Annotated in this window: 13 protein-coding genes; 4 read left to right on the plus strand and 9 right to left on the minus strand. The window is 65.6% G+C overall.

Going from position 1 to position 11,974, the window contains the following annotated elements; translation table 11 throughout:
* Positions 1-31 precede the first annotated feature (31 nt).
* Complete coding sequence (gene phaZ, locus FA87_RS14750) at positions 32-1,315, plus strand: polyhydroxyalkanoate depolymerase (protein ID WP_052191370.1); 1,284 nt, start codon at positions 32-34, stop codon at positions 1,313-1,315.
* 44 nt (positions 1,316-1,359) lie between these two features.
* On the opposite strand, the gene FA87_RS14755 is transcribed toward phaZ, so the two are convergent.
* Both FA87_RS14755 and FA87_RS14760 read right to left on the minus strand, forming a co-directional pair.
* Positions 1,360-2,463 carry an SLC13 family permease gene (locus tag FA87_RS14755; protein ID WP_036110824.1) on the minus strand — a complete coding sequence of 368 codons (1,104 nt, stop codon included), beginning with the start codon at positions 2,461-2,463 and terminating at the stop codon, positions 1,360-1,362.
* A 65-nt stretch (positions 2,464-2,528) separates the two neighbouring features.
* Positions 2,529-3,308 carry a DUF4097 family beta strand repeat-containing protein gene (locus tag FA87_RS14760; protein ID WP_043695554.1) on the minus strand — a complete coding sequence of 260 codons (780 nt, stop codon included), beginning with the start codon at positions 3,306-3,308 and terminating at the stop codon, positions 2,529-2,531.
* Positions 3,309-3,473: 165 nt separating this feature from the next.
* Between FA87_RS14760 and FA87_RS14765 the strand changes: the two genes are divergently transcribed.
* A complete protein-coding gene (locus FA87_RS14765) occupies positions 3,474-4,034 on the plus strand; it encodes a hypothetical protein (protein ID WP_043695556.1) in 561 nt (186 codons plus the stop codon).
* An 87-nt stretch (positions 4,035-4,121) separates the two neighbouring features.
* Here FA87_RS14765 and mazG read toward each other — a convergent pair whose 3' ends face one another.
* Genes mazG through gspN form a run of 5 tightly spaced genes read right to left on the minus strand, consistent with a single transcriptional unit; the run spans position 4,122 to position 7,843 of the window.
* Positions 4,122-4,916, minus strand: a complete 795-nt coding sequence (gene mazG / locus FA87_RS14770; protein ID WP_043695559.1) for a nucleoside triphosphate pyrophosphohydrolase — start codon at positions 4,914-4,916, stop codon at positions 4,122-4,124.
* Positions 4,913-5,734 carry a 3'(2'),5'-bisphosphate nucleotidase CysQ gene (cysQ, locus tag FA87_RS14775; RefSeq protein ID WP_043695561.1) on the minus strand — a complete coding sequence of 274 codons (822 nt, stop codon included), beginning with the start codon at positions 5,732-5,734 and terminating at the stop codon, positions 4,913-4,915. The genes mazG and cysQ overlap by 4 nt, the downstream gene beginning before the upstream one ends.
* Entirely contained in the window at positions 5,731-6,288 is a 558-nt protein-coding gene (gene nudE / locus FA87_RS14780; protein WP_043695564.1) for an ADP compounds hydrolase NudE, read from the minus strand. Before nudE ends, cysQ begins: the two co-directional genes overlap by 4 nt.
* A complete protein-coding gene (locus FA87_RS14785) occupies positions 6,285-7,073 on the minus strand; it encodes an inositol monophosphatase family protein (protein WP_043695567.1) in 789 nt (262 codons plus the stop codon). The genes nudE and FA87_RS14785 overlap by 4 nt, the downstream gene beginning before the upstream one ends.
* On the minus strand, positions 7,070-7,843 hold the full coding sequence (gene gspN, locus FA87_RS14790) for a type II secretion system protein N (protein ID WP_036110802.1): 774 nt from the start codon (positions 7,841-7,843) through the stop codon (positions 7,070-7,072). The genes FA87_RS14785 and gspN overlap by 4 nt, the downstream gene beginning before the upstream one ends.
* Positions 7,844-7,900: 57 nt before the next feature.
* Between gspN and FA87_RS14795 the strand changes: the two genes are divergently transcribed.
* Entirely contained in the window at positions 7,901-9,244 is a 1,344-nt protein-coding gene (locus tag FA87_RS14795; RefSeq protein ID WP_043695570.1) for an adenosylmethionine--8-amino-7-oxononanoate transaminase, read from the plus strand.
* Here FA87_RS14795 and FA87_RS14800 read toward each other — a convergent pair.
* Positions 9,241-9,867, minus strand: a complete 627-nt coding sequence (locus tag FA87_RS14800; protein ID WP_043695573.1) for a 2-hydroxychromene-2-carboxylate isomerase — start codon at positions 9,865-9,867, stop codon at positions 9,241-9,243. The genes FA87_RS14795 and FA87_RS14800 overlap by 4 nt on opposite strands.
* A gap of 83 nt (positions 9,868-9,950) precedes the next feature.
* Here FA87_RS14800 and FA87_RS14805 point away from each other — a divergent pair, with 83 nt between their 5' ends.
* Complete coding sequence (locus FA87_RS14805; protein ID WP_043695576.1) at positions 9,951-10,685, plus strand: 16S rRNA (uracil(1498)-N(3))-methyltransferase; 735 nt, start codon at positions 9,951-9,953, stop codon at positions 10,683-10,685.
* A 316-nt stretch (positions 10,686-11,001) separates the two neighbouring features.
* Here the strand turns inward: FA87_RS14805 and FA87_RS14810 are convergent, their stop codons facing one another.
* Positions 11,002-11,973 carry an aldo/keto reductase gene (locus tag FA87_RS14810; RefSeq protein WP_043695579.1) on the minus strand — a complete coding sequence of 324 codons (972 nt, stop codon included), beginning with the start codon at positions 11,971-11,973 and terminating at the stop codon, positions 11,002-11,004.
* Position 11,974: the final 1 nt, after the last annotated feature.

Consider the following 11,974-nt stretch of genomic DNA (forward strand, 5'->3'; position numbering starts at 1 on the left):
CGCCACCCTCCCCGCCCCTTCCGGAACCTGCATGCTCTATCTCATGCACGAATGGCAACGCTCGATGCTCAGCCCTCTGACCTACTGGGCCGAGGCGAGCGCGAAGATGTTTGGCGACGTTGCCAGCCCGTTTGCCCGCATGCCCGGCGCCGATCGCGCCGCGGCGGGGTACGAGCTCATGTTCCGCCTGGGCAAGGCTTACGAAAAGCCTGAATTCGATATCCACAGTGTGCACGCGCACGGGCACGACGTCGCCATCGTCGAGCAGGTGGCGCTGGCCAAGCCGTTCTGCACACTGAAGCGTTTCAAACGCTTTTCCGACGATCAGTCGACCGTCGACAAGATGAAGAACGATCCGGCGGTGCTGGTCGTGGCTCCGTTGTCGGGCCATCACTCGACCCTGCTGCGCGACACCGTGCGCACCCTGCTACGCGACCACAAGGTGTACATCACCGACTGGGTCGACGCGCGCATGATCCCGCTGGACGAAGGCTCGTTCTCGCTGGCCGACTACGTCGCCTACGTCGAGGAATTCATCCGTCACGTCGGCGTGCATCGCGCGCACGTCGTCTCGGTCTGCCAGCCGACCGTGCCGGTGCTCGCCGCCGTCTCGCTGATGGCTGCGCGCGGTGAGGCGACGCCCGCCACGCTCACCCTCATGGGCGGCCCGATCGACACGCGCAAGAGTCCCACCAGTGTCGACAACCTGGCCACCACGCGGCCGCTGTCGTGGTTCCGCAATCAGCTGATCCACAAGGTGCCGTACCAGTATCCCGGTGCCGGCCGCGAGGTCTACCCGGGCTTTCTGCAGCACGCGGGCTTCCTGGCGATGAACCCGAGCCGCCATGTCATGTCGCACTGGGACTTCTACGAGAACCTGCGCAAGGGCGACCTCGACGACGCCGAGCAGCACCGCAAGTTCTACGACGAATACAACGCCGTGCTCGACATGCCGGCCGAGTACTACCTCGACACGATCGAGACGGTGTTCCAGGAGCACCGCCTGCCCAAGGGTACGTGGGAGATCCACGGCGAACTGGTGCAGCCGGACAAAATCAAGGACACCGCCCTGCTCACCATCGAAGGTGAACTCGACGACATCTCCGGCCCCGGTCAGACCGAGGTCGCGCATAGCCTTTGCAAGGGCATCGCGAAGAAGCGCAAGAAGCACATCACCGTGGAAGGCGCCGGTCATTACGGCATCTTCAGCGGTCGTCGCTGGCGCGACATCGTTTACCCGGACGTGCGCGATTTCATCAAGGCGCATGACCGAGGCAATAGCAACACGGGCGCCAAGGGCAACCGGAAGGTCTGAGAGCGCTCCGCGCGTGGCCCTGCAGGACCGCGCGGAGCACGCTCTTACAACAACGCCCAGCCGATCAGACCGACCAGGATAAAAAACGGCACCGACCAGAGATGGAACGTGCCCCAGGCCTTGCGCTCCCCCAGCAGCCGCAACGCGATCAGGTTGGCCAGCGACCCCAGCACGAAACCGAAGCCACCCACGTTCACGCCGAACGCGATGGTGCGCCAGTCATGCGAATACTCCGCCAGCAGAATCGCCGCCGGTACGTTGCTGACCACCTGCGACGCCAGCGCGCCCGTCGCATAGAGATGCAGCGGCGTGTCCAGCCCCAACCCGCCGATAAACGACCTGATCGCTTCGAGCCCCGCGAGCATGCGCAGGTCGATGAACATGAGTACGAAGGTAAGCAGCAGGCCCCAGTCGATCGCGGCGACGATGCGGCGGCGGTACGCGAGAAACACGACGAGCACGCCCGCCAGGGCCCAGATTTCGTGGTGCAGATCGGCCAGCACCAGAAAGGGAACGTAGAGGGCCGCGGCAACGATGAGCATGCCGCGATCGACACGATCGTCCGTGTCTTCGTGAACTTCGAGCGCCGTGGAGGGGAATGCGACCGCGGTCAGGCCGAGCAGCAAGACCAGTACGATCGCGACCAGGGGCAGCATCGCCCACACGAAGCCGCCGAATCCGTTGTTCCACTGCTGCCACAGGAACAGGTTCTGCGGATTGCCGATCGGCGTGAGCATCGAGCCCGCGTTGACCGCAAGGGCCTCGAAGATGACCAGACGCGTCGCGGGCATGCGTGCGATGCGACACATGCTCAGCGTCAGCGGCACCATGACGAACAGCGACACGTCGTTGGTCAGCAGCATCGACAACAGCGCGGTGAGCGCGATCAGCCCCAGCGCGGCAATGCGGCGTGTGGAAGTGCGATCGATCAGCCAGCGCCCCGCGACGTTGAGCGCACCGCTGTTCTCGACGGCCTTGGTCAGAACCAGCAACCCGGTGAGGGTCGCGATCGTCGGCCAGTCGACCAGGCCAGGCCACGCCTTCAGATGCGCCGGTTTCGCCACCGCGAAGACCACGGCCACGGCCAGCAGTACGAGAAAAAGTACATCGCGGCGAAGGTTGCGCAACGATTCGGGTAGCCACGCCATCTGAAAAAATCCCGCCGGTGAGGGCGGGATCATATCGTCAGACGATGTCGCCGGAACGTGTGGACTCAGCGGTCCGAATTCGGGACGTCAACCTTGCCGCTCACGCCGTGCTCCTCGATGTCGCCGCTGCCCTTGGTCCGGACGGTGAGGTTGCCTTTCACGCCGTCGACCTCGAGGTCACCCGAACCGATGGTGCCGACTTCAACGTTGCCGTCGACGTCGACCAGTTTGGCGTCGCCCGACCCGACAGTGCCGATGCGAACGTCGCCATGGACATGGCGAGCCTTGAAATCACCCGAGCCGACGGAGTCGACCTCGATCGAGCCGGTACCGTCGCTGGTGAAGTCACCCGAACCGATGCGTGTCTTGACGGCACCCTTCACGTCGTAGACCTCGATATCGCCGGAACCTGCCTTGCTGTCCAGCGAAGCGACGCCGCGCACCTTCGCGTCGCCCGAACCGACTTCAACCGTCACCGGCAGCGTCACGGGGATACTGGCGTCGACCTTGAGGTAGCTGTAATTGCTTCCCCAGCCGCCCGACCAGCCCTTGCGCTTGGTGGTGAGTTCGACCACGAGCGTATCGCCGCGCTTTTCCTGGGTCACGACGAGGTTATCGGCCAGTTCCTGGCTCGAACCGCATGCCTTGCCACGGATGGCCCCCTTGCCGGCGGCCGCGCCACCTTCGACCGAGAGGTCGTAAGCATTGACGATGAAATGTACGGAACGCACGCCCGACAGGTCGAGATCGAGGTTGCGGTCCGCATGAAATTGGCAGGAAGGCACATCATCGGCAAGAGCGATGGCGGGAAGAAGCAGGAGTGACGCGAAGATCAGGTGCCGCATGGGGGAAACCCTCCGGAGTGATTCGGTGTACCGGTGATGGATGCCGGCCGGACGGAAAAGGTTGCAAGCGACCCGCACGGAATGCTGACTGGATCACAACGGGTCGGTCAACCGGTCGCGCGGCGGCACGTTTTTCACCGTGCAAGTCCAACCGGGAGATAACCTATGCAACGCAAGACCCTTCTCGCCAGTGCCGCTTCCCTCCTCCTCGCCGGCTCGGCTGCCTTCGCGTATGCGCAGGATGCCGCTCCCAAGACCCCCGCCGCTCCGGCCACCTCGTCCGCCCAGGCCGGCGGCCCGCAGCGTGGCCCGGGCCCGCAGGGTCCCGACGGTCCGAAATGGGGCCACGGTGGCGATCATGGGCACGGCCGCGGCGAGCGTGGCGGCTGGGGCCAGCATGGCCATGGCGGTCCGGAAGACGGTGGCGTGATCGGCGACCTTCGTTCGCTCGAGCGCCTTTACGTGACCACCGGTCGCCAGAAGGAACTGCCGGCTCTGTACAACGAGGTACTCGCCAAGTCGCAGAACCCGCGCGTGCGTGACTATGCGTACCGTCACCTGGCACGTGCGCAGATGGAGCCGCAGAACGTCGATGCCGCGATCGCGACACTGCGCAAGAGCCTCGACGAGAACCTCGCGCAGGACCAGAAGCGTCATCAGGACATGGAGGCTTTCAGGCAGCGCATGCAGGCACGGGCCGCTTCGAAGTCGGCTGACGGCAAATAAGACACGACGGGGTCGCAAGGCCCCGTTTCTTGCCTGTAGGAGCGCGCCTTGCGCGCGATGTTCTGGGTTCGCGCGCGAGGCGCGCTCCTACATGGCGGTGTCGCGCTTGACGCGAACCCAGAGCGCTTCCTGCTCCTCCAGCGAATACGACGACAACGTACGGCCCTCGGCCGCGGCCATGGCTTCCATCCCGCGAAAGCGTCGCTCGAATTTCTCATTCGCCCCGCGCAACGCGCGCGATACGTCGACCTTCGCATGCCGCGCCAGATTCGCCGCGACAAACAGCACGTCGCCAATCTCGTCGGCCAGCCGATCTTCATCGGCACCGTTTTCGAACTCGTGGCGGACCTCCTCGATCTCTTCCGCCATCTTGTCCAGCACCGGCGTGTGATCCGGCCAGTCGAAGCCGACGTTAGCCGCGCGCTTCTGTAATTTCACCGCACGCTGCCACTCCGGCAGTCCGGAAGAGATACCGGCCAGCGCACTGGTGTCTTCCACGCCACGCGCCTTACGCTCTTCCGCCTTCAGACGATCCCAGTCACGCGAACGTGCCGTGTCATTCGCGTGCGTCACATCCTCGAACACGTGCGGATGGCGGCGCACCATCTTGTCGCAGATCGCGTCGACCACATCGCCGAATGCGAAGTGCCCGGCCTCTTCCGCCATGCGCGAATGAAAGACCACCTGAAGGAGAAGGTCGCCCAGTTCATCACGAAGATCGCGCATGTCGTTGCGATCGATCGCGTCGGCGACTTCGTAAGCTTCCTCGATCGTGTATGGCGCGATCGTGGCGAAGTTCTGTTTCACATCCCAGGGGCAACCGTTCTCCGGATCGCGCAAGCGCGCCATGATCGCGATGAGGTCGTCGACAGGTCGTGTCACGCGGGATTCTCCGGGTCGATCAGCCGCGCTGTCCAGTCGACGCCGGTGTCGCCGCAGGCAATGAACTCGGGATTGATCAACGAGTCGCGCGTGTTGTACCGGAACGGACGACCAGCCAGATCGAGCACCGCGCCGCCCGCTTCTTCGAGCACGCACTGAGCCGCCGCAGTGTCCCACTCGGACGTGGCGCCCAGGCGCAGATAGATGTCCGCTTCACCGCGAGCGATCACGCAAAACTTGAGCGAAGAGCCCAGCGCAAAGGTCTCGTGCTTACCGAGGCGTTCGAGCAAGGTCATCGTGCGACCACCGGTGCCGTAAGAGCGACTACCGGTGACCATCAGCAGACTGTCGGCGGAACGCGTGCGAATGGCTTCGCGTGGTGCATCGACCGAGCGCTGGCGCCACGCGCCACCGCCAGCCACCGCGGCGTAGAGATCGCCCGTAACCGGCGCCAGCACGACACCCAGCACCGAGCGATGGTCCTCGATCAGTGCGATGTTCACGGTGAACTCGCCGTTGCGCTTCACGAACTCACGCGTACCGTCGAGTGGGTCGACCAGCCAGTAACGGCGCCAGGTGCGACGCTCCGCCCAGGGCGCGGCGAGCGCCTCCTCGGAAATCACCGGCACGCCCGGCGCGAGCTTCCGCAGGCCTTCCGCGATGACACGCTGCGCGGCGAGGTCGGCGGCGGTCACCGGTGAATTGTCGTCCTTGCAGACGACTTCGAAATCCTGCGCGTAGATGGCGAGGATGGCCTCGGCCGCTTCGCGCGCGATCGCGCAGACCGGGTCGAGCCAGGCGGCGTGCGCGCCGCTCATGCCGGCGTATAGCGCCCGGCGAGGAACTCGCGGGCCATGAAGAGTGCGGCGATGGAACGTCCGTCGGTCACGTCGTCGCGCGCGATGAGCTCGTGGAGATTATCCATGCGCCATGGCAGGACTTCCAGTTCCTCGGGCTCGTCACCCGCGAGGCGTTCCGGGTACAGATCCTCGGCCAGCACGATGTGGATCTGGTGGGTCATATACGCGGGCGACAGCGACAGAGTGCCGAGGAAGGTGAGCTTGCGCGCACCGAAGCCGACTTCCTCCTTCAGCTCCCGGTTCGCGCCCTCTTCCGCGGTTTCGCCGGCATCCATGCGGCCTTTCGGTGCGCCGAGCTCGTAGCGCTCGACGCCGACGCTGTATTCGCGCACCAGCAGCACGGTGTCCGCATCCCGCATCGGAACGATGAGCACGGCGCCGTGGCCGCCGCTCTTCAGCCGTTGAAACGTGCGGCGTTCTCCGTTGGAGAATTCGAGGTCGACTTCTTCCGCATGGCGGAAGTAGCTGCTGGACGCGTCGCGCGTCGCGAGGATCGTCGGGCGTTTGTTCATCGGTCGATTGTAGCCCCGGTAAGCCGGGCGAGCGCCTCGGCGTGGATCGCGGGGGTGCCGGCCAGTACGCTGCGCGTCTCCAGGCCAGGCGCGGCGCCGGACAGGTCGGTGAAGACGCCACCGGCTTCGCTGACGATCACGGCCAGTGCGGCGATATCCAGAATGTTGACGTCGGACTCGACCACCAGATCGAGGCCACCGCGCGCCAGCAGGTGGTAGTGGCAGAAATCGCCGTAGCCGCGGATGCGGTTACTGTCGCGGATCATCGCGCCCAGCGCATCCCAGCGGGCATCGCTCGTCAACGTTTTTACGTTACCGGTGGAGATCGATGCCTGGGACATGGCCTCGGTGGCCGCCACGCGCACCGGCTCACCGTCGAGGAAGGCCCCGCGCCCGCGTACGGCCCACATCCGCTCGTCATACACCGGGGCGGAGGAGACGCCGAGCACCAGCTCGCCCCGGTGCATCAGCGCGATCTGCGTGGAGAAGAACGGTGTGCGGCGGACAAAGCTCTTCGTGCCGTCCAGCGGATCTACCAGCCACAGGTAGTCGCGCGTCGTGTCGTCGGCGCCGTACTCCTCGCCGTAGATACCGGCCTCCGGCAATGCCTTGGAGAGGATCGCACGGATGGCCAGCTCGGCCTCGCGGTCGGCGACGGTCACGGGGGTGTCGTCGCCCTTGACGATCACGTCGACGCCCGAGCGCCAGTAGTGAAGGATGATCTCCGCGGCGGCGCCGGCGGCGTCACGGGCGGCGGCAAGCGCCTTGTCGAGGGTGTCGGTCATGGCGTGTTCGCGGGCGCTAACCCGGCCTTGCGTTGCAGATTGACGGAGCCGTTGCGCCCGATGGGGCCGAAACGTGCGATGAGGTGCGACAGCGCACTGTCCGCGACCCGCGGGACCAGCTTGCCGTCCAGACGCCAGCCAAGCGGCGACGCGGCGAGCGCGGCGTCGACCGCCAGCGAGCCCTTGCCGTCGTCCGCGAGCGTGGCGCGAAGCACGCCGCCGACGCTGGCCGCCTTCAGAGCGAGACCTCCCAGGGCGACGTAGCCCTCCGGCGTGCGTATGGCCGCGGCGCGCCAGTGGATATCGGCGTCGAGCGCGACAGGCCAGTTACCCTGCAGGTCGGCGCGCGGGATCTGGCCGTCGACGACGCCCATCGGGATCAGTTCGGGTGGCAGAGCCGGGCCGGCCAGCGCTGCGGCGTCGAGCCGGAAGTCGATGCCGGTCCAGTGCATGGCGTCGGGATCGGTCCGTTCGAGATGGCCGTCGAAGCGGCCGGCGCGCCCCTCGAGATGAAGATCGAGATGAATGCGGCCGAGGATGGCGTCGCGACCGAGGCGCCACGTGGCACTGCCCAGTTCGCGGCCGTCACGGCCCGTGACACGCCCTGCCCGCCCATCCCACAAGGTGCCCGAGAGATCGTCCAGCACCAGCCCTTTCGCGCGGGACGCGGCGAACGGCACGGCCAGACTGGCCGGCAGGAACCAGTACAGCAGGCCAGAGACCAGCAGCAGCACGACAACGATCAGGGCGACCCGGCGAAGCCATTTCAAACCATCACCTCAACATCCTCACTTGAGCCACGAAGGACCGGGGGCGATCATGGGCGGATGACCGACACCCTTATCGCACGCGATCTCTCCGTCCTCTGGCACCCGTGCACCCAGATGCACGACCACGAAACCCTGCCCATGGTACCCGTCGTACGCGGCGAAGGGGCATGGCTGGTGGGTGCGGATGGGAAACGCTACCTCGATGCCGTCAGTTCCTGGTGGACGAATCTCTTCGGCCACGCCGAGCCGCGCATCGCCGGGGCACTGAAGGACCAGCTCGACCGGCTGGAGCACGTGATCTTCGCCGGCTTCACCCACGAGCCCGCCGTGGAACTGGCCGAGGAACTGGTCCGGATCACGCCGAAGGGCCTCGACCGGGTATTCCTCGCCGACAACGGCTCCGCCGCCATCGAAGTCGCGCTGAAGATGAGCTTCCATTACTGGCTGAATCAGGGCCACGGCGAGAAGACCCGCTTCATCGCCCTTACCGGCAGCTACCACGGTGAGACGCTGGGCGCTCTGTCGGTGAGCGACGTGGCGCTTTACCGCAAGACCTACGCGCCGCTGCTGCTCACACCGGAACTGGCGCCCTCCGCGGATACGTTTGAAGGCGAGCCAGGCGAGACTCCCCGGGAGATAGCCACCCGGCGTCTCGGCGAGATGCGCACGATCCTCGAACGCCACGCGCACGAAACCTGTGCAGTGATCGTCGAGCCGCTGGTCCAGTGCGCCGGCGGTATGCGTATGTACGACCCTTCATACCTCACCGGGCTGCGCGCCCTGTGCGACGAGTTCAACGTGCACTTCATCGCTGACGAGATCGCCGTGGGTTTTGGCCGTACCGGCACGTTGTTTGCCTGCGAGCAGGCAGTCGTGTCGCCGGATTTCATGTGCCTGTCGAAGGGCCTCACCGGCGGGTTCCTGCCGCTGTCCGCCGTGGTCACGACGAACGACGTGTATCAGGCGTTCTATGCGGAATATGCGGCGGGCAAGGCCTTCCTGCATTCGCACAGCTACACCGGCAATCCTTTGGCCTGCCGCGCCGCAACCGCGACGCTCAAGATCTTCCGTGACGATCCGGTGCTGGAGCGCAATCGCGTGCTTGCAGCTCACATGGCTAAGCGTATCGCTCCGCTGGTGGATCATCCTCATGTGGCGCAGGTGCGTCAGACCGGCATGATCGCGGCGATCGAACTGGTCGCCGACAAAGCCTCGCGCACGCCGTTCCCGGCCGCCGATCGACGTGGTCTGCGGGTGTATCGCCACGGACTGGAGAACGGAGCATTGCTGCGGCCGCTCGGCAACATCGTTTACTTCATGCCGCCGTATTGCATCACGGAAGACGAGATCGACTTCATGGTGGATACGGCGATCGCGGGAATCGAAAAAGCGGCTGCCTAACTGCGCGAAAGCCCGACAGGCAAATTGCCCAGCCGCGCCATCTCACTGTCATCGAACAGCTCGGGATGAGCGAGGTAATCCATCGCAAACGCATGCGCATCCGCGCCCCAGAACAGCTCGTTGCCGATCGCCAGCGTCGGCACACCGTAGACCTGATCGCGCATCGCTTGTTCGAAATTCGCCTGCAGGGCGGCTTTGACGTCGGGCGCGGAGAGCGCGGCGCTGACGTCGCCGATGCCCAGCGACGTCGCCAGTGGCTGGATCGTCTCGGGCGTATCCGCCGCACGGCCATGCACCCATATCCACTCGAAGATGGCACCGACGGCCTCGGGCGTCGACCCGGCGGCAACACACAGGCGCAGCGCCGCCAGCGGATTGAACGGATGGGTCGGGGGAAACTTCAGCGGCACGTTCGCCTGCCGTGCCCGCCACAGCGCGTACCGATAGGTGAACTCGCGCTTGCGCGGGATCTCCGCCGGGCCGCGCTGCCCCATCTGCTTCAGCAGGCCGCCGAACAGGATCGGCCGCAGCACGACCTCCCGCTCCTGAGCCAGTTCGCGCACCGCCGGCCACTGCAGCCAGCTGAACATGGAGACGAAATCGAAGTACCAGGCGATCGGCATTACGCGGCTCCTTCGTCGATGGGACGACGATAGCCGTCCGCATCGCTGGCTACAATGCATGTTCCGTGACAGAAGGCCCCACCATGCGCACCATCCGCATCCATGTCGACATGCCGCTGACCAGCGGAGTTGACATCACCCTGCCCGCCCAGGCGGGCGAGCACGTCGCCCGCGTCCTGCGCATGGAGGCCGGCTCGCCGGTCGTGCTGTTTTCAGGCCACGACGACACGGAGTTCGATGCCACGCTGACCAGCGTGGGCAAACGCGAAGTGGTGGCGAGCGTGGGCGAAGGGCGGCAGCTCCAGAACGAATCCCCGCTGTCGCTCACCCTGGTACAGGGCGTGGCGCGCGGCGAGAAAATGGACCTGATCGTGCAGAAGGCCACCGAACTGGGCATCGCCCGCATCGTGCCGATCCTGACCGAGCGTTCCGAAGTGAAGCTGGACGCGGCGCGCTCCGAGAAACGCCTGCTCCACTGGCGCGCGGTCGCCGCCAGCGCATGCGAGCAGTCGGGACGCGCCCGGGTGCCGCAGGTGGAAGCCGCCGTACCGATGGCGACCTGGCTTTCCTCGCTGGGCGAAGGCGGCCCGATGCGGCTCGCGCTACTGCCCGAAGGAACGAAGCGCGCCGGCGAACTCGGACTGACGGGTGCGGCGATGTTGGCTATTGGCCCCGAAGGCGGGTTCGGAGACAGGGACCGTGTGGCGCTGGCGGCGCACGGGTTTGCGGGACTGAAGCTGGGACCACGAATCCTGCGGACGGAAACAGCGGGTCTGGCGGCGATTGCAGCCTTGCAGGCGCTTTACGGCGACATTTGAGCATTATCGCCGTGACGGGCGCAGCCGCACGTTTGCACAGCACGCGCTGACGAAGGGGTACTGTTGGGTGCCCTTCTCGTCGCTAAGTCCTCCTTCGGCCTTCGCCTACGTGCGGAAGCGCTCCGAGAACGGCACCCAACAGCACCCTCCGACTCCTGAGGTTGCAGGCAGGAAAGCGGAGAGTGCTCTGCTCGCACCCCACTGCAACGTAACGCTGCAAGGGAGTCGCCGGCTGGCGTTCTTGGAGCGCTTCCGCACGAAGGCGAAGGCCGTAGGAGGACCTAGCGACAAGAATGTCAGCCGGCGACTCCCCGCCTCAGCGCGACAGCTCTGCTTCGATACGGCGCATGACCCCATCGTCGAGCAACTTCACAGCGTCCAGCGCCTTGAGGTTTTCTTCGAGCTGAGAGGTGCGGCTTGCACCGAGGATCACGGTCGAAACGTTCGGGTTTTTCAGACACCAGGCAAGCGACAACCGCGCCAGCGGAATGCCGAGATCAGCCGAAATCGGGGCGAGCGAACGCACCATTTCCAGTCGCGCGCCGTCGTTACCGAGCAGCGACTCACGCAGCCATGCGTAGTCGGCGTGGCCCATGCGTGAGTCGTCAGGGATACCGTCGTTGTACTTGCCCGTGAGCAGCCCCGACGCCAGTGGCGACCAGATCGTGGTGCCCATGCCGTAGCGCTCGTACAGCGGTGCGTACTCCTGCTCGAAGCGCTCGCGATGCAACAGGTTGTACTGCGGCTGCTCCATCGACGGCGCGATGAGATGATGTTCGCGCGCAAGCCGGTGCGCTTCCTCGATCTCGCTGGCGGCCCATTCGCTGGTGCCCCAGTACATGACCTTGCCCTGCCGGACCAGCGTGTCCATCGCCAGCACCGTCTCGAGGATCGGCGTATCCGGATCGGCGCGGTGGCAGAAATACAGGTCGAGGTAATCGACGCGTAGGCGATCGAGCGCCTGATGACAGGCGTCGAACACGTGCTTGCGCGAGAGGCCGCGCTGCGTCGGCTTCGGATCTTTCACCGCGCCGAAGAACACCTTGCTCGACACCGTGTACGCGTCGCGCGGCAGACGCAGGTCGGCGATCACGTCGCCCATCAGGCGCTCGGCATCGCCCGCGTTGTACGTCTCGGCGTTGTCGAAGAAATTCACGCCATGGTCGTAGGCCAGCGCGATCAGCTCACGCGCTTCCGACCGGCCGACCTGGCGACCGAACGTGACCCACGCGCCGTACGACAGCGCCGAAACCTTGAGACCGGTCGAACCGAGGCGACGGTATTCCATG

Origin of the sequence: Luteibacter sp. 9133, from assembly GCF_000800155.1 — a bacterium.
GTDB classification, from domain to species: Bacteria; Pseudomonadota; Gammaproteobacteria; order Xanthomonadales; family Rhodanobacteraceae; genus Luteibacter; species Luteibacter mycovicinus.